General features: G+C 33.1%; 16 protein-coding genes. 11 read left to right on the top strand and 5 right to left on the bottom strand.

What is annotated here, in order from left to right; all coding sequences use genetic code 11:
* Positions 1–118: 118 nt before the first annotated feature.
* Entirely contained in the window at positions 119–4,651 is a 4,533-nt protein-coding gene (locus C0512_RS05380) for a T9SS sorting signal type C domain-containing protein (RefSeq protein WP_290859529.1), read from the bottom strand.
* 292 nt (positions 4,652–4,943) lie between these two features.
* Here C0512_RS05380 and C0512_RS05375 point away from each other — a divergent pair, with 292 nt between their 5' ends.
* From C0512_RS05375 to hemL, 4 genes are all read left to right on the top strand, one after another.
* Positions 4,944–6,872, top strand: coding sequence for a T9SS sorting signal type C domain-containing protein (locus C0512_RS05375; protein ID WP_290859528.1), 1,929 nt, complete (start codon positions 4,944–4,946; stop codon positions 6,870–6,872).
* 87 nt (positions 6,873–6,959) lie between these two features.
* Complete coding sequence (locus C0512_RS05370) at positions 6,960–7,868, top strand: 1-aminocyclopropane-1-carboxylate deaminase/D-cysteine desulfhydrase (protein ID WP_290859553.1); 909 nt, start codon at positions 6,960–6,962, stop codon at positions 7,866–7,868.
* Positions 7,861–8,706: a glucosaminidase domain-containing protein gene (locus C0512_RS05365; protein ID WP_290859527.1), complete on the top strand. Its 846-nt coding sequence runs from the start codon at positions 7,861–7,863 to the stop codon at positions 8,704–8,706. Before C0512_RS05370 ends, C0512_RS05365 begins: the two co-directional genes overlap by 8 nt.
* A 25-nt stretch (positions 8,707–8,731) precedes the next feature.
* Complete coding sequence (hemL, locus tag C0512_RS05360) at positions 8,732–10,018, top strand: glutamate-1-semialdehyde 2,1-aminomutase (protein WP_290859526.1); 1,287 nt, start codon at positions 8,732–8,734, stop codon at positions 10,016–10,018.
* A gap of 52 nt (positions 10,019–10,070) precedes the next feature.
* Here hemL and C0512_RS05355 read toward each other — a convergent pair whose 3' ends face one another.
* Positions 10,071–10,436, bottom strand: coding sequence for a hypothetical protein (locus tag C0512_RS05355; protein ID WP_290859525.1), 366 nt, complete (start codon positions 10,434–10,436; stop codon positions 10,071–10,073).
* Between the two features lie 77 nt (positions 10,437–10,513).
* Positions 10,514–10,981, bottom strand: a complete 468-nt coding sequence (locus C0512_RS05350) for a Spy/CpxP family protein refolding chaperone (protein WP_290859524.1) — start codon at positions 10,979–10,981, stop codon at positions 10,514–10,516.
* Positions 10,982–11,129: 148 nt separating this feature from the next.
* Between C0512_RS05350 and C0512_RS05345 the strand changes: the two genes are divergently transcribed.
* The gene (locus tag C0512_RS05345) at positions 11,130–11,390 is read left to right on the top strand and encodes a hypothetical protein (RefSeq protein WP_290859522.1); all 261 of its coding nucleotides are present in this window, start codon (positions 11,130–11,132) and stop codon (positions 11,388–11,390) included.
* A gap of 57 nt (positions 11,391–11,447) precedes the next feature.
* On the opposite strand, the gene lysS is transcribed toward C0512_RS05345, so the two are convergent.
* Positions 11,448–13,139: a lysine--tRNA ligase gene (gene lysS / locus C0512_RS05340; RefSeq protein WP_290859521.1), complete on the bottom strand. Its 1,692-nt coding sequence runs from the start codon at positions 13,137–13,139 to the stop codon at positions 11,448–11,450.
* Positions 13,140–13,298: 159 nt separating this feature from the next.
* Here lysS and lipB point away from each other — a divergent pair, with 159 nt between their 5' ends.
* Positions 13,299–14,027 (top strand): lipoyl(octanoyl) transferase LipB, encoded by a 729-nt coding sequence (gene lipB / locus C0512_RS05335; protein WP_290859519.1) that lies wholly within the window; start codon positions 13,299–13,301, stop codon positions 14,025–14,027.
* On the opposite strand, the gene C0512_RS05330 is transcribed toward lipB, so the two are convergent.
* Positions 13,990–14,682, bottom strand: coding sequence for a ribonuclease HII (locus C0512_RS05330; RefSeq protein WP_290859517.1), 693 nt, complete (start codon positions 14,680–14,682; stop codon positions 13,990–13,992). The two genes, lipB and C0512_RS05330, sit on opposite strands and share 38 nt — an antisense overlap.
* Positions 14,683–14,878: 196 nt before the next feature.
* Here C0512_RS05330 and C0512_RS05325 point away from each other — a divergent pair, with 196 nt between their 5' ends.
* The 5 genes from C0512_RS05325 (at position 14,879) to C0512_RS05305 (ending at position 23,540) form a co-directional block, all read left to right on the top strand.
* Entirely contained in the window at positions 14,879–18,025 is a 3,147-nt protein-coding gene (locus C0512_RS05325; RefSeq protein ID WP_290859515.1) for a SusC/RagA family TonB-linked outer membrane protein, read from the top strand.
* Between the two features lie 11 nt (positions 18,026–18,036).
* Positions 18,037–19,461 carry a SusD/RagB family nutrient-binding outer membrane lipoprotein gene (locus C0512_RS05320; protein ID WP_290859514.1) on the top strand — a complete coding sequence of 475 codons (1,425 nt, stop codon included), beginning with the start codon at positions 18,037–18,039 and terminating at the stop codon, positions 19,459–19,461.
* A 13-nt stretch (positions 19,462–19,474) separates the two neighbouring features.
* Positions 19,475–20,377 carry a hypothetical protein gene (locus C0512_RS05315; RefSeq protein WP_290859512.1) on the top strand — a complete coding sequence of 301 codons (903 nt, stop codon included), beginning with the start codon at positions 19,475–19,477 and terminating at the stop codon, positions 20,375–20,377.
* 59 nt (positions 20,378–20,436) lie between these two features.
* Positions 20,437–21,447, top strand: a complete 1,011-nt coding sequence (locus C0512_RS05310) for a hypothetical protein (protein WP_290859510.1) — start codon at positions 20,437–20,439, stop codon at positions 21,445–21,447.
* Between the two features lie 155 nt (positions 21,448–21,602).
* On the top strand, positions 21,603–23,540 hold the full coding sequence (locus C0512_RS05305; RefSeq protein ID WP_290859508.1) for a putative porin: 1,938 nt from the start codon (positions 21,603–21,605) through the stop codon (positions 23,538–23,540).
* Positions 23,541–23,554 lie beyond the last annotated feature (14 nt).

The raw sequence follows: 23,554 nt of genomic DNA, 5'->3' as shown, positions 1-23,554 counted from the left end.
TAAAATAGTCGATGAAAGTTTTTAAAATCCGATGAACTACATAATAATAAAATTCTGCTTTTTATGGTATAAAAAAAGGCCTCTGTAAAGAGGCCTTTAGGTTAAACAACTAAAAAAATTAATATAAGATTTTCTTGTTAACAGTTATTCCATTTTCTAAGGTGATTTTAAGTATTAATGCTTGATTAGTCTTTTGCTCTTTTAAGGAAATTTCATTTGCATTAATATTAAAATAATGATTAATTTTTCTGCCTAATACATCATATACAACTAACTCTTTTATAAGTTCATTTGTAGAATATACAGTTAAATTTTCATTTGTAACAACTTGTATTTCTTGACTTTCAAAATCAGTTATACCTAATGTTCCGTTGGTGTAGATTATTTCAAAACGTTCATTGAACACCCCTGGAGTTGAGGTAAAACTATATGGGTTTAAAGTTAAATTATGAATGACACCCAAAGATTTATCTCTTAAGTAAACTGTTTGTTCATTTGTAAAGATACCATCAACTGCAGCAATTGCTAAAGTGTAATTTCCACTCGTACCAATTTTAAATCCTAACGGGACAACATCATTGGCATCAAATGGTAAGGCTCTTCCTTGAATACAAGCTTTTTCAGAATCAATTAATGAATAAAGTACTAAGGCATTATCAATTTTGGTGTAAGCATCAAACATGCGGTCTTTGGCATTTGTGGCACCTACAGCATAACCCACTAAACTACGACTTACACTATTGGTTGATGAAACTAAGTCTAACCAAATTCTACTGTTACTAGCCGAGTTTTCTTCATTCAATGAATTTCCATTTCTGTAAAACTGAGTATTTTTATTTTTAACACGCATTGAATTTGTAAAATTCACAGTTGAAGTTGTCGCAGCACCATCTAACATGGCAACAAAGAAACTTTGACCGGCCGGTATAAAACCATCGTATGTAGCAGGTCCACTTATGGTTCCTGTTCCATTATGAATGATATAGTCATTTGATGTATAATTATAAGTAAAACTACCATAAAATGGATTTCCATTAGCATTACTTGGTAATGTACCATGAGTCCAAACTCTTATAGATCCTTCTAAATCAGGATTAGCAGCCATAAAATCTGTAAAACGAATAGCAGAAGGATAAGGGTTTCCGATAAGGTTAAAATTATCATCCATATTTGTAATAGTTACTCCATTTGTACCAGCATAATCTACACCAGTATAGTTTCCTCTTGAAATAGGTGTGCTGATATTACCGTTATTTGGGACACCTGTAAAATTTGCAGTAAATAGTTGAGCGGTTGAATTAAACGAGTTTGGGCCTCTCACAATATATCCTTTGCCAGGAATCATGTTTTCATTGGCATTGGCCCAATTTCCAAAACCTCCGTTAGTATTTGCAACTGTAGAATTCCAAAAGTATCTCACAGAGGAAGGAGTTCCGGGAGAAACTGCACTCACATGAAATGGTGTTACCGGTGATGACCAATATACATAATCCAGTTTTCGGATAAACGCATTTCGACGGTATGTTATATTTCCGGTATTTGTATTGTTGTCAATTTGAACCAGACTTCCGTTGTTGTTTATTTCAAAGGAACCACCGGATTGAACATCAACCCATTTTGTAACCGTAACACCATTATCTGAATCAACAGATAGTGTAGCACCGTTTAATACTCGTAAAGTTTTTGCTAAGCCTTCATACTCAAAACCGCCAATTAATGGATTGTTTGGAGTTACAGGAATAGTAACACAATCATTACTTGTTGGAACTCCAACTGGCGTCCAGTTGTTTGCTTCATCCCAATCATTGTCAATTGTTCCGTTCCATATTTTATCTTCAATAACTTTTACTTCTGTTTCATCAATTTCTGTAATAGTAGAGCCATTACACAAAGTGTAGGTTATCTTGGCAGTATATGTTGTCGTTGTTGTAGGACAAACTTCAAGAGTGTCTGTAGTAGCTATGACAGGACTAGATGTCCCTGAACCTTCAAACCATTCAAGGGTTGTAATAGGTGTTCCGGATGGAACAAATCGCCATGCTTCCATCGAAACAGTCCAATCAGTATCTAACGAATTTCTACTTGGGGCAACTACGGCTTGTGTACCATCAACATTTTGAATACCAACAACAGCATTTCCGCCATTCCAAGTTGGACATACATTCTTTTCTTTAATATAGACTTCGATAACATTAGAATCCTCATATAATACCATCATTCCTGTATATAAAATAGAGTTACAAGTATTGGAATACATTGGTATTTCACTCCAAGAGGCAACTAAAGCTTTACATCCGGTTGTTAAAGAAATTAATTCCCAACCAACAGTTCCACCCTTACTCGGGTCAATGTCATGGTAAACACCATAAATAGTATTGTTAAACAGTGCTCCAACAGTGCTTGGTAAGTTATTGGCAAATTGCCATCCGGCATATCCACTAGCATTTGAAGTGTCAAATGTTAATAACCCATTTGAACCAATTAGACATGAAGTATACGTGTTTCCATAAAAACAGAATGAAAAAGGTAGATAAATTTCTTCAGACCAAACATCATCGATATTCACACTCACAGGATTTGCTAAACAATTAAATTGATACGGTGGTTCATATGGAATTGACTGTACGGTATAATCTGTTGTTAAACCAAGTTTTAAATATGTAGCTTCTAATGTAGTACAAGTTGATGGAGCATCACACTCAATAGGGTCTGGATTTGCACCACTTAAACCTAATCCACCTGCTGCAACAGAAGGACATCCTAAAGAAGATGTTCCAACTCCTTCACCCGCGGTACAAGCTGCGGTTAAACAATTAATAGAGAAGCTTACATTTTCTCCTCCACTTGTAAGAGGGTCAATCATGATGTAATATTGGTTGCCTGCCGACATGTAAAAAGTATAACTGGTTTGTGCACCGGTTAAAGGGCCAATACACATCCAATCACTTGAATTACATCCGGTTGAGGCATTTTTGTATTGGTAGTCAATATAATTATATGAACTCAATTGTTGAATAGAAAATGTACCCGAAACGGTTGGAGTAAATGAATATAAATATTCAATTCCTGGTGTAGAATTTCCACACGTTGAACTGGAATATATTCCATTTCCTGCAGTTATGGTTTGGTTTATTACTTCACCACATGAACTTATATTTACGATATTATCACAAGGATCGGCTGGAGTTGTTACACAAATTGAAAAATCTCCTCTCAATCCATTATAATATCCATATACACGAACATAGTAGGTGTTGCCTATTGTTAATCCGGTTAGTGAGGCCACTTCAGGATTATAATTTATGGTAACATCTCTACAAATAATACTGGTTAATGAACCACAAGAACCACTGAATACTTGTAAAACTGCATCGTTTAATGTTGTAGGTGAAACGGTCACAATATGGTTTGTTGAAGTAGCCACGAAACTGTACCAAACATCATCTTCCGCTGTACCGGAACATCCTGATTGCGATTGAGTTGCACCATTTGTTGTTCCAAAAGTAGACGTAGTACATGTATTAGTTGGATTAACAGTCAAATTAAAAGCACCACTACAATTGTCATTTGATGTTGTAACGCAAACAGAAAAGGTTCCTTGACCGGTTCCGTTTGCGGAGCTATGTACACGAACAAAATAAGTATTTCCTGCGGTTAATCCGGTAAATGAGGCAACTTCAGCATTACTACCAGTGGTTGCATTTCTACAAGAAAGACTTGTTAAAGTCCCACAAGACCCACTAAAAACTTGTAAAACAGCATCGCTTAATGTTCCCGGAGTAACTGTAACAATGTGATTTGTTGTTGTTGCAACAAAACTAAACCAAACATCATCATCCGCAGTTCCTGAACAACCAGCTTGTGATTGTGTTGCAGCAAAAGTTGTACCTGTTGTAAGTGTTGTACAGTTAGTATCTGGATTTACTGTTAAACTGATAGCATTTGAGCATGCATCATTTATGGGACCTAAATTAGAGATTAACGAAATATTATCTATTGCAGCAGGTGGTTGTGTTCCTGAGCTATTGTTGTTTACCCATTCAAAAACCAATCTAAACGATTGTCCCCCATATGATGAAGGTAAATTCAAAGTAGTGTTAGTCCAAGTTGCCTGGTTGTTATAACTACCAAGTAAAACTCGTCCCGTTGGTGCAGTTCCACTTGTTGTAATTATAGTTCCATATACTGGGATATAAGATGTAGGCGTTAACCATAAATTTAAGCGGTCACTTGTTCCTTGTCCTATTCCAATCCAACTAAAACTAAGTGTAATATCAGATTCATTTATAGGAATCGTAATGTCACGAAATAAATGCGTTCTTCTTGTTGCGTTTAAAGTATAATTGTGAGGTGGAGTTCCACTAGTATTGTTTGTGATATATGCACTTCTCGCACCCGAAAATCCTGCCGTTGCACCGGTATTGCAAACCCATTGATTTTGGGTCGATGTGCCCGTAGTAGCTGTCCAACCATTTGCAGCAAATGAAGTCCCGTTTTCAAATCCGCCATCTCCTGATGGATCGATAAGTACAGTTTGGGCTTGGGTTAAATTTGCAACTAACAGCAAACAAATAATTCTTATTTTTGGTAAAAGAGTATTGCTTGTTTGATTGACTTTTAAGTTATTCAATTGAGTAAAGATATTTTTCATAACCTATAATTTTTAAATTCGATTTCAGTTCATGATTTTTGACTCAACAAATATATATAAATACCGATAAAGTGTATTAAAAAATCGATGAAATACACAAATAAACATAATATGTAAGAAAAAAGATGTTATATTAAATACTAAAATATAAAATTTTTATAATTTTTTAATAGGATAATTTTATATTTATTAAATTAGAAGAGCCTTATTAAGTTGGTTTTTATGAAATCCTTTTCTGTAAAGATTAAAATTTGATTAATTATTTATATATTTGAACTTTAAGTTTTTAGATATGAGAAAATTACTGAAATTTTTACCACTAGTAATATGTTTTTTTTCTGTGCTCATAAGTCATGCTCAATTGCATGTGAGTTCAGGAAGTTTCGTTTACGTCCAAAACCAATATGTAACCGTTACTCAAGATGTAAGCCTTGCTGCTAATGGCGATATTTATTTAAGAGATGAAAGTCAGTTGTTGCAAAAAACAAGTGGTGTCTCAGCAAATACAGGATTAGGCTCACTTTCAGTTTTTCAAGAAGGAACTTCAAATAATTTTGGTTACAATTATTGGTGTTCTCCTGTTGGAGTGCCTTCTGCAAGTGTATTGAATTCTAATTTTGGGATTACATTATTAAAAAGACCTGATGGAATTACACCTATTTCATTTTCGCCTTTAGGGCAAACAACTACAACTTCAAATAATGGCTCTACAACAAATAGTCTTTTAACTATTTCAAGCCGTTGGATTTATACGTTAACTACAGCTAATCAATATTCAAGTTGGAATTTTATTGGTGCGGGAACTACTATTGCTGCCGGTCAAGGGTTTACCATGAAAGGCGTTAGCGGAACAGACAACACATCAGTACTTGGTGTTCAAAATAACCCAACTAATAAACAACGCTATGATTTTAGAGGAAAACCAAATGATGGAACAATTGGAATTCCTGTTGTTAGTGATCCTGGACCTAATTATACCAATAGTACATTAACCGGAAATCCATATCCCTCTGCTATAAATCTAAATTTATTTTTATTGGAAAATAGTGGGTATAGTATAGATTATGGTGATGGTAGTACTACTTTTGTAGGATCTCCCATTATTGATGGAGCTGCTTATTTTTGGGAGCATGAAAAACCGGGAACAACTCACGTTTTAGCAAATTACGTCGGAGGTTATAGCAGTTATGTTGCAAATAATGGACCCTTTTCACCGGGGACTTATGCTAATGAACCTTGGACTACTTATAATAGTGATGGTACACCAAATACAGCAAGTACTGGATTCGGAGTTAATTATTATCGAATGTTTTCTCCAATTGGGCAAGGATTTATAATTAAAGGCGTTGTTCCAACTCCTTCTCCAGAGGCTCAAATGAAAAATGATTATCGTGTTTTTGTTAAAGAAGGAGGTGTTACTACTAATTCCGAATTTGAAAGAAATGCAACCAATGAAAACTCAACAGATACAAATGAAAACTGGCAAGAAATTCCAAATTTAACCGGAACAGATTATACGCAGTTTTCAAAAGCTCAATTGCCTCAAATCAAAATTCATACGATTTTAAATAATCAATTTACAAGAGAAACCGTTTTAGCCTTTAATCCAAACACCAATGATGGGTATGATTTTGCTTTTGACGCTGCGACACAGGAACTTAATTTGCCTAACGATGCTTATTTTCCAATTGTAGATAATAAACAATTTGTGATTTCAACTTTGCCTTTCGAAATTACAAAACGAATTCCTTTTGCCGTTAAAGCTTCCACAGAATCAAATTTTAGAGTGTTAGTAGGTAATTTAATCAATTTTGATTTGGCTGAAAACATTTATCTTTATGATAAACAAACAACTATTTATCATGATATCAAGAATGGTTTTGTAGATATTACATTGCCTGCCGGAAATGTAACAGACCGTTTTGAAATTACTTTTTTAAATGAAACATTAAGTGCTCCTGATAATACTAGTTATAATTTTGATGTGATTCATAACAATGAAAACAAAAAATTGTCAATTAGTAATCCAAATTTATTAAATGTGAAATCTGTATCATTATTTGATATAACAGGTAAATTAATATTTAATAAAGAAAAATTAGTTGCTGAACCATCTTATGAATTTTCAACTTCCGGATTAAGCGACAGTGTTTACATTGTTAAGATTAATACCGCTGAAAATCAGGAAATCAGTAAAAAAGTATTGATTTTTAAAGAATAATTTTAATCGAAAGATAAATTTATCCAAAAGACAGTCATTATGGCTGTCTTTTTTTGTTCAGCTCAAATTCAGTACTTTTGTTGGCGTATGGAATTCAAAGTTATTAATCAGGAAGTGATTGGATTTAATAAAAATGTCTCCCTTTTTATTAAAAGAGAAGATTTAATTCATCCTTATATTTCAGGAAATAAATACAGAAAATTAAAATACAACTTGGAACAAGCGAAAGCCGAAAATCAAGATACTTTATTAACTTTTGGTGGAGCTTTTTCAAATCATATTGCAGCAGTAGCCTTCGCAGGAAAAGAATATGGTTTTAAAACAATTGGAGTAATCCGTGGGGATGAATTGGAATCACAAATAAATAATAATCCAACATTATTATTTGCACAACAATGTGGAATGAAGTTTGTGTTTGAAACGAGAGAAAAATACAGACACAAAAATGAAGCAACTTATCAGGTGGATTTAATGGATCAATTTGGTCGTTTTTATCTTATTCCTGAAGGTGGAACAAATGAATTAGCTATCAAAGGATGTGAAGAAATTTTAACACAGGAAGATGCCTTCTTTGACTATATTTGCTGTTGTGTAGGAACCGGAGGCACAATTTCAGGGATTATTAATTCTTCGTTGAATCATCAAAAAGTGATTGGTTTTCCAGTTTTAAAGGGTGATTTTTTAAAAGAAGATATTTGTAAATATGCCCAAAATAATCGGTGGGAATTAAATCTGGATTATCATTTTGGTGGATATGCAAAAATTGACAAAGCGTTGATTCAATTTATGAATTTCTTTTTAGAAAACACTAAAATACAATTAGATCCCGTTTATACCGGAAAGATGTTGTTTGGATTATATGATTTAGTTGAAAAAGGATTTTTTCCCAATGGCTCAAAAATTCTTGCTATTCACACCGGAGGCCTTCAGGGAATTCAAGGTATGAATATTAAATTAGAACAATTACATTTGCCCAAAATAAAAATACATGTTTAAGAAAGTAATTTTCCTTTTAAGTTTATTAATCATAACGGCTTGTTCTTCGTCTAAACCAACGATTAGAACTTCAAAATCGTCAGCTCCAATTACAAGAAACGTTAAGAAGCCAGTACAGAAACAAACTTCTAATTCCACAGTAAAGAATGAAAATGAAAACGCTCAGGAAGTTTTAGAAGCGACTTCAAAGGTAAAAGTTACACCGGAAATGGTGATAAAATATATCGAAGATTTTAAGGAAACTGCCAAAAATAACATGCGACAATTCGGAGTTCCGGCAAGCATTACCTTAGCACAAGGAATTTTAGAATCAGGAGTTGGAACAGGAACTTTAAGCCAAAAGGCAAATAATCATTTTGGCATTAAATGTCATAAAGAGTGGACAGGACCTAGTGTTCTTTTCGATGATGATTCTGAAAAAGAATGTTTTAGAAAATACAAAGATCCGGCAGAGTCCTATCGTGACCATTCCTTGTTTTTAACTTCCAGAAGCCGTTATGATTCGCTATTTGAATTGCCTCAAGGTGATTATAAAGCATGGGCAAAAGGGCTCAAAAATGCAGGTTATGCAACAGACCCAAAATATCCTGATAAGTTAATCAGTTTGATAGAACGGTATAATTTGCATCAATATGATGTTGAAGTTGTTGGAAAATCAGCTATTCAAACAAAATCAACTTCCGAAACAATAACTACCAAAGAAGAATATGTTGTGGTTAAAGGAGATACGCTGTATTCACTTTCCAAAAAATTTAATATTTCTGTTGACGAATTAAAAAAGAAAAATAATATAAAATCAGATTCGCTTTCAGTTGGACAGAAAATCAGTGTGAAATAATGATTTAAAAAATAAATAAAATACAATGTTATACCAAAGAAGTAGTGAACTGTTTGCTGAAGCGGAAAAAGTAATTCCGGGTGGAGTTAATTCTCCTGTACGAGCTTTTAAAGGAGTTGGCGGTACACCAATTTTTGTAAAAAGTGCCAAAGGGGCTTATTTATACGACGAAGATGGAAACAGACTGATTGATTATATCAACTCTTGGGGGCCAATGATTTTAGGTCATGCTCATGAGCCCGTGATTAGGGCAATAACTGAACGAGCTAAACTTGGAACTTCTTTCGGAATGCCAACGGAATTGGAAACACAAATTGCCGCATTAGCTGTTTCGATGGTACCAAATATTGATAAAATTCGTTTTGTAAATTCGGGAACAGAGGCTTGTATGAGTGCTGTTCGTTTAGCTAGGGGATTTACAAAAAGAGATAAAATCATCAAGTTTTCAGGCTGTTATCATGGGCATTCAGATTCCTTTTTGATTCAAGCGGGTAGCGGTGCCAGTACATTTGGAATACCCAATAGTCCCGGCGTAACACAAGGTACAGCGAAAGATACTTTATTGGCCAATTATAATGATTTGGAAAGTGTAGCTCAACTCTTTGAGTCAAATAAAGAGGAAATTGCAGCAATCATTGTAGAACCCGTTGCAGGGAACATGGGCTGTGTGCCACCTTTGAATGGATTTTTAGAAGGTTTAAGAAAACTTTGTGATGCTGATGGAGCATTACTGATTTTTGATGAAGTAATGACCGGATTTCGATTGGCAAAAGGAGGTGTTCAAGAATTATTTGGAATCAAAGCCGATATTGTTTGTTTCGGAAAGGTAATTGGAGGCGGATTACCGGTTGGTGCTTTTGCTGCCCGAAATGAAATTATGAATTACTTATCTCCGATAGGGCCTGTTTATCAAGCGGGAACTTTATCCGGAAATCCGTTAGCGATGGCAGCCGGTTTTGCCATGTTAAACGAATTGAATCAAAATGATGTTATCTTTAAACGTTTGGACGAAAAAACAACATATTTGGAAAATGGAATTCGGGACGTTTTGACTAAAAACCAAATTGCTTTTACAATTAACAAAGTCGGTTCCATGATTTCTGTCCATTTTAATGAAACACCAGTTATTGATTTTCAAACGGCTAAAGGGGGAGATAATGAAACCTTTAAAAAATTCTTTCATGGATTGTTAAAAGAAGGCATTTATATAGCTCCATCAGCCTATGAAACATGGTTTATTACAGATGCTTTAACTTATGAGGATTTAGATTTTACGATTAAAGCAATCGATACTGTTTCAAAACAATTTTAAATAAAAAAATCCCGAGTAATCGGGATTTTTTGTGATTTCTATATAACTACTGTTATTTTGCAGATTTGTATTTCGTTAACCTTGCATATAATTCTGGTTTTTGAGCAACAGTTTTTCTTTGTTCTTCAGTTAAACCAGACATTATTTTCTCACCGAATTTTTGGTATGTAATTACTCTTTCGTCTTCAGTAGTACAACCTGCTATTGCTTCTTCACGCATCATAAACAAAGTCATCAAATCATTTTTAAATTCCGGAGTGATGTCTATAACAGCACTCAAATCAGAAATATCTTTGTAAGCAGCTTCTTTAGGATTTACTTCTCTTGAAGTAGGTTTAGCATTACTTATTGAACTTTGTGCATTAGATGAAAATCCAAAAGCAATCATAAACAATACTATAGCAACAATTTTTTTCATAATAACGGTCATTTTTAGTTAGTTAATGAGCGAATATAAATCAAATTGACTAACTGACAAAATATTGTTTAAAAAAATTATTTTTTGTTTGCAAATTTTTTCGATTTATTCATTCTTCGAGCTTGCATTTTTTCAGAGCGATTAGCCAAATTTTCTTCAAACTTAGCCATTTGTTCAGGAGTAAGAATTTTTTTAAAAGCTGTTTTCATAGCGATTTTTTCATCTAGCATTTGACTTTGATTAGCAAATCGTTCTTCATCGGTTGGTTTTACACCACTTTCTCTTTTAGCTCTCATCTCAGTTTGTATGGTTTCTCTTTTTTTGGCTTGTTCCAATACTAATTTTTTTACTTCCACTTGCTGTTTTTGGTTTAAATCTAAATGGAGCGTCATTCTTTTTACTTGAAGTTCTGCTCTTTGTTCAGGTGTGAAATTTTGTTTTTGACCCATTCTTGCAGGTCTTCCATTACTAGCATTAATTTGGCCTTCTTGTGCAAATGTTATTAATCCAAATAACAAAATTGCGGTTACAATTACATTTTTCATTTTATTTGTTTTTTATGAATGATATACATTAAGACCATTAATAATTTGAATAGTTTAATGCTTAGGATATTTTTAACAAAAAAGACCACACAAAATGGAATTCTTACATTTTTAAGTATATTGCATACATAACCAAAAAAACTCACACATGGAAGAAATTCAAAATGCAAATCAAAAACCAATGTCAGTCAAAGACTGGCTCGTAACACTTTTAATTATGGCAATTCCTTTAGTAGGATTTATTATGTTATTTGTTTATGCCTTTGGTAATAATGAAAACGTAAATAAACAAAATTGGGCTAAAGCACAATTGATAGTTTTGGCAATCGTAATTGGTTTAATGATTGTTTTTATTTCCGTATTTGGAGCAATCTTCGCTTCTGCAATGGCTGGATCTCAAAATTATTAAAAACAAAAAAATCCCGACTATTTATAGTCGGGATTTGATTTTTATAATTTATTTAAATTAACCTTTCAATTCAACGGTTTTAAGTTCTCCTTCAACATGAACTTTTACCAAATTGTTTTTGGCTAAACCTTTCATAGCCGCATCCCATTTTTTGCCGCTTAAAGCTGATTTTTCCTTTAATTCAGATAGCGAAATATTGTTTGAGATTTTTAAAATTTCTACTACAATTTTTTCGTCTTCAGATAATTCCACTTGTTTTTTCTCAGGTCGCATTTGTGGGAAGAATAAAACTTCCTGAATGGATGGATTGTTGGTTAAAAACATAACTAGTCGATCCATTCCAATACCTAATCCGGATGTTGGGGGCATTCCATATTCTAATGCCCTTAAAAAGTCGTTATCAATAAACATGGCTTCGTCATCACCACGATCGGCTAAATTTAATTGTGCTTCAAAACGTTCTCTCTGATCAATTGGGTCATTTAATTCAGAATAGGCATTTGCCACTTCCTTTCCACAAACAATAAGTTCAAATCGTTCCGTAAGTTCAGGATTAGTTCGATGTTCTTTACATAACGGACTCATCTCTTTAGGATAGTCGGTTATAAAAGTAGGTTGAATAAAGCTACCTTCACATTTTGCTCCAAAAATTTCATCAATTAATTTACCTTTTCCCATGGAATCATCTACTTGAACGCCCATGTTTAAAGCAGCAATTCTAATTTCATCTTCTGTTTTTCCTGAAATATCAAAACCGGTGAATTTAATAATTGCATCGGTCATTGTGATACGGGTATAGGGAGCTTTAAAATCCACCTGATGCTCTCCAAATGTCGCATTAGTTGTCCCATTAACGTGCGTTGCACAAAATTCTAGCAGATTTTCAGTGAAATCCATCATCCAATTGTAGTCTTTATAAGCTACATAAATTTCCATTGCTGTAAATTCCGGATTGTGCGTTCGGTCCATGCCTTCATTTCTGAAGTTTTTAGAAAATTCATAAACACCGTCAAAACCTCCAACAATTAATCTTTTCAAATATAATTCATTGGCAATCCGCATATACAAAGGAATATCTAAACTATTATGGTGAGTCATAAATGGTCTCGCAGCTGCACCACCTGGAATAGATTGTAAAATAGGTGTTTCTACTTCAAAATAGCCTTTGTCGTTAAAAAACGTTCGCATGGCATTAAAAAGTTTTGTTCTTTTAACAAAGACTTCTTTCACATGTGGGTTTACAACTAAATCGACATAACGCATACGAAAACGCAACTCAGGATCGGTAAAAGCATCAAAAACGTGTCCTTCCGTATCTGTTTTGGGAAGAGGTAAAGGTCTTAGTGTTTTACTCAAAAGTTTAAAATTTAAAACTTTAATTGTTTTTTCACCGACTTGTGTAGTAAATAATTCACCTTCTACACCAACAAAATCACCAAGGTCAATCAGTTTTTTAAATACTTCATTGTATAATGTTTTGTCTTCACCCGGGCATATTTCATCTCGATTAAAATACAATTGAATTCTTCCTTCACTATCTTGTAAAGATGCAAAAGAGGCTTTTCCTTGAATTCGGGTACTCATAATTCTTCCGGCAACAATCACTTTCTTGCCTTCTTCATAGTTTTCCTTCACTTCAGTTGAAGTGTGATTAACCGGATAAAGGTCAGCAGGGTATGGGTTAATACCCATTTCTCTTAAAATGTTTAGTTTTTCGCGTCGAATTATTTCTTGTTCCGAAAGTTGCATAGCATCAATTTTTAAAGGTGCAAAGATAATTTTTTTTTAGTTAAGGACAACCTAGTGAAATTGCATTGGTTTATTTTGATTTGGGTTTTTAGAGACTTGTAAATAAAACAGTTTAATTTGTGAAGGTATAAATTGTACTTTTGTACTTTTAACTACAAAATGAACAAAAAAATTCAACTTCAAGATTTAGGCTCAAAAGACTATAAACTAACTTGGGATTACCAAGAAGAATTGTTTAAAAAAATAGTTGATATTAAAATTTTGAACAGAAGAGAAGGCTCAGCAATTGAAACGCCAAATTATTTTCTTTTTGTGGAGCATCCTCATGTATATACTTTAGGTAAAAGTGGCGATATTTCAAATTTACTGCTTTCTGAAAAACAACTAGATGCAAAAAAAGCAACTTTCTATAAAATTAATCGGGGTGGAGATATTACGTATCATGGTCCCGGACAAATCGTAGGCTATCCAATTATTGATTTAGAAAATTATTTTACTGATATTCATAAATATTTACGGTTTTTAGAAGAGGTCATCATTCTAACGTTAGCTGAATATAATTTAATAGGAACAAGAAGTGAAGGAGAAACAGGAGTTTGGTTGGATGTAGGCACTCCTTTTGCTCGAAAAATATGTGCGATGGGTGTTCGGGCTTCTCGCTGGGTAACCATGCATGGTTTTGCTTTAAATGTGAATGCCGATTTAGGATACTTTGATAATATCATTCCCTGTGGCATTCGCGGAAAAGCTGTAACTTCTTTACAGGTTGAACTCGGTGTTGAAAAAGTAGAGGAAGAGAAAGTAAAAGAAAAAATAGTAAAACACTTTTCTAATTTATTTGAAGCTGAATTTATAAATCCAATTTCAATTGATCAGGTAATAATCTAAAGGTCATTCGGTGGTATTTGGTCGTACCGTATTTAGCAATTGCTTCTCGATGTTCCTTGGTAGGATACCCTTTGTTTTGTTTCCAATTATACATGGGAAATTCTTCATGAATCTGATTCATATAATCATCTCGGTAAGTTTTAGCTAAAACAGAAGCAGCTGCAATACTAACATATTTACTGTCCCCTTTAACTATGCTTGTAGTCGGAATAGATTTCAAAAGTTCCGTTTCTTTAGGAGTAAAAATCTTACCATTTTTTTGAATCAATCCTAATTTTCCATTTAAAGGTCTGTTTCCATCTACAATAATATAGTTTGGAATTCTCTTTAATTTCAAAATACTTTCCTGCATAGCTTTCATGGAAGCATTCAAAATATTTATTTCATCAATTTCTACATTATATATATGTGTAACGGCAAAAGAAAAAGCAGTTTCCTCAATAATGGGTCTTAATTCAAATCGGACTTTTTCGGACAACTGCTTAGAATCGTTTAGTAATTCAAAATATTTTTCAATCAAATGAGTCCCATTTTCTTGTCCAAATCGTAAAGGGCTTATTACTGCAGCCGCGGTCACCGGTCCGGCAAGACATCCTCGGCCGGCTTCATCTGTTCCGCATTCAAATTCATATTCCGAGTATCTTAATTTTAACATAAAAATAGTTTAATAAAATGAGAATTGTCACGCAACCATTTCTGTTTTAAAGCATCTTCTAATCAAGTTTGTGCCATAACAACGAACTAACTGCAAAATTTTTAACAAAAATAAATAATATTATTCCGAAGTAATATTTGTTTATTTAAGAAATTATTAGGAAGTTTGCGGAATAACTAACTCAAATAAATTTAATATGAGATCGAAGTTCAAATGGATTTTTACGCTTTTACTAGCGTTTTCAATGCAGTTTTCGTTCGCACAAGAGAAAACTGTATCAGGTACTGTTACTGATGCTAGCGGTATGCCGTTGCCAGGTGCAACAGTTGTTGTTAAAGGTACAAGTAGAGGTACATCAACAGATTTTGATGGAAAGTATTCCATTAAAGCAAGTGTAGGCGAAACGTTAGATTTTTCTTTCGTAGGCTACAAAGCAGTTTCTGTTAAAGTTGCTGCGTCTAACGTAGTAAATGCTACATTAAAAGATGATACTGCTTTAGATGAAGTTGTAGTAACGGGTGCTTTTGGTGTTAAGAAAAAAGAAAAAGCCGTAACCTATGCTGCACAATCTATTAAAGGTGAAGCAATGACTGAAGCCAGAGAGGCTAACTTAGTGAATGCTTTATCCGGTAAAGTAGCCGGGGTTCAGGTTACAAGTTCTTCAGGTTCTGTTGGAGCTTCTGCCAGAATTATTTTAAGAGGTGCTTCTTCTATCGTTGGTAACAACCAACCATTGTTTGTTATTGATGGTGTTCCATTTGATAATACAAATTATGGTAATGCAGGTTCTGGTGGTGGTAGAGATTTACCAAATGGTGCTGCGAGTATTAATCCTGATGATATTGAAAGTATCAATGTGTTGAAAGGACCTACTGCTGCTGCATTATATGGTTTAAGAGCCAGTAATGGAGTTATTTTGATTACTACTAAATCAGGCAAAAACAAAGGTAAGTTTGAAGTTTCTTTTAACTCTAACATTACTTTTTCTGATCCATTGAAATTGCCAAGCTTTCAAAATTCTTATGGACAAGGAGCTACCAATGATTTTTTTAATTTTTTTGATGGATCTGGTGGTGGTTACAATGATGGTGTAGATGAAAGTTGGGGTCCTGCGTTAGATGTGGGCTTAAACTTTGTTCAATGGGATTCTTATAAAGTAGGTGGAGCTCCATTACCATGGGTTTCTCATCCTGATAACGTGAAAGATTTTTATGACACTGGGGTTTCAATCACAAACAGTGTGTCTTTTATTGGGGGTAATGATGTGTCTAACTTTAGACTTTCGATTGGTAATTCTGACGAAACGGGGATGGTTCCTTTTACAGATTTCAAAAAATTCAATGTTTCTTTAAATGGTTCAACTCAGTTAGGGAAAAAGGCAACCGCTGGAGGTAGTGTAAATTATTTTAATAATAAAAGTAATAACTTGCCAACAGTTGGGTATAACAACCAAAACGTTGTACAACAGTTTATTTGGTCTGCTCGTAACGTTAACTTTCCTGATTTAAGAGATTGGAGAAATTTACCATTGGCTGATCCTAATACATTAGCAGCTGGTACTCCATTAAACTGGAATACTAATTTCCAAAACAATCCTTATTGGATATTGGAAAAAAATAGAAATACATTTGATCAAGACAGATTTACCGGTAATGCTTTCTTGAATTTTAAATTCAATGATAATTTATCTGTGAATGGTAAATTAATGATGGATCATTATTCTCAAAGAGAAACATTAAGAAGTGAAAAAGGTACTAATGAGTTTCAAGATGGTTACTATGCTGAAGTCCAAAGAAGATATACTGAGATAAATGCAGAAACTATTCTTACTTATCAAAAAGATTTAAGTGAAGATTTTAAGTTAAGTTTGAATGCGGGTATGAATAGTATGAAAAGAGTAAGAACAAATATTAGTGGAGAATTAGCAAGTGGTATTGAGTTGCCGGGGTTATTTACTTTAAATAATCCTAAATCAGGGACTTTCGCATTAGCTAATAATACTTATTTTGAACAAAGAATTAATAGTGTGCTTGGTTTTGGTCAATTATCTTATAAAGGATATGCCTTTTTAGATTTTTCAGGAAGAAATGACTGGTCAAGTTTATTAGCTCCAGATTACAATTCTTTCTTTTATCCTGCTGTTTCTGGGTCTTTAATTTTATCTGATATTTTAGGATTCAGCAATGCTAAGATAAATTATTTAAAGCTTAGAGGTGGATGGTCTAAAGTAGGGGGTACTGGTGCATTGGGTGAGTATAGTACAAATACTACTTTTAATGTTACTGGTAATTTATTTGGAACTATTTCAACTGTGCCAAATACACAGTGGAATCCATTGATTAAACCTGAGTCAACAACTGGTATTGAAGCTGGTTTTGATTTAAATGGATTTAATAACAGATTACGTTTCGCTTTTACTTATTATGATCAAACGAGTGATGATTTAATATTGCCATTACAAGTTGAAACAGCTTCAGGGTTCACAAATTCATGGGAAAATGCTGGGGAGATGAGAAATAAAGGGATTGAGATTACATTAGGTGCAACTGTATTAAAAACTAATGATTTCTCCTTTGATATAGATGTGAATTTTGCTAAAAATGAAAATGAAGTGGTTAGTTTAGCGGGTTATGACTCTTATGTATTAGGAGGTCAATGGGGTATGGAATTGCAAGCAATCCCAGGTGAAGCCTATGGTGCTATAGTTGGTTTCCCTTATGCTAGAACAGATGCAGGTGAAATTATTTATGAAAATGGTTTACCAAAAACAAATAAAGAAACACTTGAAGTTTTAGGTAATGTTACTCCAGATTGGACTGGTGGTGTTAATTTTGCGTTTAAATACAAAGGCTTCGATTTAAGTACTTTAGTGGATGCTAAAATGGGAGGTGATTTATTCTCTATGACTTATATGTGGGGTAGATATGCCGGTGGTTTAGAAGAAACTTTATATGGTCGTGAAACTGGTGTTGTAGGTGATGGTGTAATGGCTGACGGTAATGGTGGTTATGTGGCTAACAACGTAGTAAGATCGGCTAAAGATTTTAATCAATATGCTTATAACTATTCTAACTTTACTGAGAGTGGTGTTTTTGATGCTAGTTATGTTAAATTGAGACAAATAGTTTTTGGTTATTCTTTACCTAAAGAATGGTTAAAAGGTTCTTTTATCCAAGATTTAAAATTATCTGTAGTAGGTAGAAATTTAGCATTATTGTATTCCAAAACGCCTCATGTTGATCCGGAATCTGCCTTTAGTAATGCAAACGGAGAGCAAGGTCAGGAATTTGGTCAATTACCATCTGCTAGATCTTATGGTTTTAATGTTAATATTAAATTCTAAAAAAAATGACAATGAAAAAAATAGTTTATTTATTTATTGCCTCCATTGCTTTTACTGCGGTGAGTTGTGATAAAGATTTTGAGGAGATAAACACTACTCCTAATAGCCCGGTTGTTACTGATCCTAATCTTTTATTAGCTGCATCTATGATTAATACTCAAGATATAGTTTATAATGCACAGGTTGGTGGTGATATGGGATTGTGTTGGGCTCAGCATTGGTCTAAAGTTCAATACAATGACGAAGAAAGATATATTCCCAGAAGAGCGGTAATGAATTCATTATATGATGTTTTATATGTAAATGTTATTAATGAATCTAAGCAAGCTTACAAATTAGCTGGTGAAGAAGGTAATACTAATTTGCAAGGTGTTTCTTTAGTGTTGCAAGCTAATGCTTTTCAAATTTTGACCGATGTTTATGGTCCTGTTCCTTTTACAGAAGCTGTTGTTCCTGGAAATGTTAAACCTGTTTTTGACGCTGAAGAAGTTGTTTATGATGGTATTTTAGCTTTATTAGATGAAGCAGAATCTTTATTTGCAACCGGAACAGGTGATTTTACATCAACATCTGATTTAGCTTATGGAGGTGATGTTACTAAATGGAGAAAATTTGCGGCTTCTTTAAAATTTAAAGCGTTAATGCGAATTTCTTCCAAAAGAAATGTAAATGCTGAATTACAAGATTTAGTAAATTCTGGATTATTGTTTTCTTCTAACTCTGATTCGGCTCAAATGACTTATGCATCTTCTATACCAAATGCAAATCCAATTTATGAAACAATTGATAATGGAGGTAGAAAAGAATACAAAGTAAGTTCAGTTTTAGTTAACGCTTTAGCTAATACTAATGACCCAAGATTACCGGTATATGCTCAAAAAAATGATGCGAATCTTTATGTAGGTAACATTCCTGGAGTTGAAAATTCTGGAAATTATAACGGATTTTCGTCTCCTGGTACATTTTATTTGCAACCAACTCTTCCAGGGATCTTTTTATCAAATGCTCAAGTTCAGTTTCTATTGGCCGAAGCAGCTAGTAAAGGTTTTATTTCTGGTGGTATTGATGCCTCTAGAGAATTTTATTTAGCTGGGATTAGAGCTAGTATGGCATTTAATGGTATTAGTACAACTGCAACTGATGCTTATATTGCTCAATCAGGTATCGATTTCTTTACAACTGCTCAAGCTAATGAAAGAATTGGATACCAAACTTGGTTAGCTTTATATAGTCAGGGTATTGAAGCTTGGACAGAATGGAGAAGAACTGGTTTCCCTGCTCTTGCTCCTGTTCAAAATGCTGACATAAATCAAATTCCTAGTAGATTTTATTATTCTACTAATTCACAAAATACTAACAATGCAAATTATACTGCAGCATCCGCTTTATTAAGTAATGGAGATACCATGCTGTCTAAAGTATGGTGGATGAACTAAAAAATTGATAATTATGAAAAAAATATTTAAACTTTCATTATTCTTATTTGCATCAATAGCGTTTACGTCTTGTTCAAATGATACTAGTGATACGCTAACGGATAGTGCAACTCAAGGCGGTTTGTTAACCGTACAAACTACTGATTTGACTTATGCTCAAGGTAGTGCACCAACTGATGCTTTTCCTGTAACTATTTCAGGTTTTCAAGGTCGTGAAAAGATTCAAACAGTTGATGTTTACAAGCAATTTATTACTTTTGATGGAGTAATGTCAGAAAAGATTATATTGAAAACGCTTACTTTTCCGAATGTTGACCAAATGGAGACAGTTTCTTTTACATTTGACTATAATGAATTGATAGCTGGCTTATCAATTAATGGTGTGCCATTACCTGCTGATGATTCAACGTTGAATATTGGTGATAAATGGGAATTATCTTATATGTCAAATTTAGATAACGGTAATGCTCACATGAATAATCCAAAAACAAATGTAACTGTATCTTGTGGTTCATTCCTAAAGGGTTTATATTCTAACTCAACTGTTAGAACTGAAACAGGAGTTGTTTATACTTTTGCTCAAGATAATGTGAGAGAAATTGGTGATGGTTTGTACTTAACATCATACATAGGACCATATTACTGTGCAGGCCAAACACCTGGTACTTCTGGTAATACAATTCAATTACCTGCCGGTACAAACGCTGGTTATGTTTTTAAAGACGTTTGTGGTGTATTAGGTTTAGAGACACAAAACTTAGCTGCTGCGTTTACTAACGAAGTTAGACAAAGTGCTGCACAAAAGGCGTTAAGTTCAGTTGATTTAACAACGGGTGTTATTACTATTCACTATTCTATATTTTTTACTGGTAACACTGTAGAAAGACCGTTTATAACAACGCTTACACCGCTTTAATTAACTAATTGTTTAATAATGAACTTATCCTTATGATAAGTAATTCAAATTTTAATTTTATGAAAAAAAATAAATTTAATATTCTATTGTTAACATTTTTAATGGCGGGCTTTACGTTCACATCTTGCGAGAATGAAGATGATGCAACTGGAGATTCTGTTGTTATTGTTAATAGTGGAGCGGCTGCAATTGAAGCAGTAACGCCTGGTCTTGTTTTCAGTGCTACCAATAATGTAAATGAAGGTGGTATTGATAGAACACTTGAATATGCAGTTACTTTACAAGATGTTCAACCAGTTGATATCTATGTTACAGTAACTTTAGCTTCAGGTGATGCTGTTGAAGGTGATGATTTTGATTTTGATCACTCGGTTAGAATACCTGCTTTTACTAAAAGAGGTGTTGGTACTGTAATAATTTATGGTGATGGTGAAACTGAATCTACTGAAACTTTCACGTTGAAAATTGGTGATTTTAATGACCCTAACGTTAGTTTTCCTGGAGCAAATCTTGCTTTTAATATCACTGATTTTGGTGATTTGAATTTAGTATTAGATTGGAATACAACATTTGAATTTTCTGGTATTAGTTTAACACTTTGTGATATCGGTTATGATGTTGATTACTATCTTTTAGATGCTGAAGGCAACGATGTTTCTGGTTTTCAAGCTGCAACCGGTGCTTGTCCTGAAGAAATGATAATCAGTATGGCAGATGTTGAAGATGGAACTTATGAATTAACGATGAATTTATATGATGACGCTGGTTTAGCATCTGTAGCCATTTCTCCGGCATTTGAAATCAAAACTACAGTTAACTACACAAGAGATAATTCATCTTTTAGTGGTTCATTTATGCAAGATTCAGCTGATGCAATTGATTCAGATTTTGGTAATGTACCAAATTATGATTCAGAATTTATGTATGTTGCAACGTTGAAAATTGAAAATGGTTTATATACCTTCAGCAAAAATGGTTCAACCATTGCTACCGGTAAATTAGCCAATATCAAAAACAAAATTGCAGCTAAAAATGCAAAAAGAGCAAAAAAAACTAGTTATTTTAACTAAGTATTAAAGCTTATATCTTAATCGCCTAAAGTTTTTCTTTAGGCGATTTTTTTTGATTAATTTCTTCCTAAAATTGTATTAAATTATGTGGCACTTCTCAATGTAAGAGTTTTAATTATTTTTTTCTCTGTACATTTGCGTAACACTTATTAATTATGAATAGAAATCTTTTATTTCTTTTTTTATTAATTTCTTCTATTACTTTCGCACAAGAAGATGATAAATTAGAAAAAGCAACCTCTTTAATTTCTAAAAAGCCAAAAGCTCCAAAGGCTAGAATTGATCAATATAAAATTATTACCATTGAAAGAGATACAATTGTTTTAGATACTTCCTTATCCATACAAAAAGAATATCGTTTTAATTATTTAAGAAAAGATATTTTTGGATTGCAACCTTTTGCAAATGAAGGACAAACTTATAACACATTAGATTTTGGTCTTAATAAGTTTCATTCTTATCCGGAAGTTGGTTTCTCTGGGAAGCATTTTAACTACTTACAAGCAAAAGATATTCAATATTATAATGTGGCTACTCCTTTGACTGAATTGTATTTTAAAACAGTTATGGAACAGGGACAAAATCTTGATGCTTTTATTACTTTAAACACGTCAGAACAATTAAATTTTTCTATAGCCTACAAAGGCCTTCGCTCTTTGGGCAAATACATTAATCAATTATCCAGTACCGGTAATTTTCGATTTACAACTAGTTATGTCACTAAAAACAAGCGATATGCTTTAAATGCCCATTTTACATCACAGGATTTTCTAAATGGTGAAAATGGCGGTATTTATAATCTGAGTGATTTTGAAAGTGATGATCCTGAGTTTAAAAACAGAGCTCGTTTGCAAGTATATTTAACAGATGCAAATACATTTATGATAGGCAATCGCTATTTTATAGACCATCAATTTAGAATTAATAGCAAGGATGCTACGAATAACTTATTTATTGATCATCAATTTAATTATGAACACAAGAAGATTGAATATAATCAGACAACTGTTGCCACTACTATTACGACACCAACAGGTGATAAAATAATTTACCGTTTTGGGGATTCGTATGTTTTGAATAATATTAAAGATCAAACACGCTATAATAGAATGTTTAATCGTGTAGGTGCTGTTTATGGGAATACGCTATTGGGTGAATTTAAATTTTTTATTGAAGATTTTAGATACAATTACTATTATGATAGAGTTATAATTACCGAAAATCAAACCATTCCGAATAACGTAAATGATATTATTCAGACTTTTGGAGGACAATATTCTTATCGTAAAAATAATTGGAATGGAAAATTTACCTATTCTAAATCAATTACAGATCAAAATTTATCCGATTTAGATTTGAATTTGAGCTATGCTTTTGATTCAAAAAATAATTTAAGTGTTCAATATCAAAATTTAAACCGTATTCCGGATCATAGTTATACATTATTCCAAAGTAGTTATGTAGATTACAATTGGTATAATAATTTTAATAATGAAAAAATTAATTCACTTACGGCAAAAGCTACAACTCAATGGGTTTCTGCTACTTTGCAGCTTTCAACTTTGAATGATTTTTTATACTATAGTAATGATGATGCTACAGGCGAACAATTATTAGTCACCCCTAAACAATATTCAAGCACAATTAATTATTTGAGTTTAAGCGTTAGCAAAGAATTTAAATGGTGGAAACTTGCCCTTGACAATACCCTCTTATTTCAACAAGTAGATCAAAGTGAAAACGTCTTAAATGTTCCTCAATTTACTACGCGTAATACATTGTATTTCACGGATTATTTTTTTAAAAACGCCTTGTTTCTTCAAACCGGTGTGACATTTAATTATTTTACAAATTACTATGCCAATGATTATAATCCGGTTATTAGTAGTTTCTATAGTCAATCTACCCGAGAAATAGGTAACTTTCCAATGTTTGATTTTTTCATAAATGCTAAAATCAGTCAGACTCAAATCTACCTTAAAGCTGAACATTTCAACTCTGCTTGGACAGGGTTTGATTATTATTCGGCTCCAAATTATCCTTATAGAGATTTTATGATTCGCTTTGGATTAGTATGGAACTTTTTCTTATGATTAAAACCTAACCT

This window comes from Flavobacterium sp. (genome assembly GCF_013822155.1).
Lineage (GTDB): Bacteria > Bacteroidota > Bacteroidia > Flavobacteriales > Flavobacteriaceae > Flavobacterium.
Note: the sequence above shows the minus strand (reverse complement) of the source record. Positions and strands in the feature narration are given on the sequence as shown.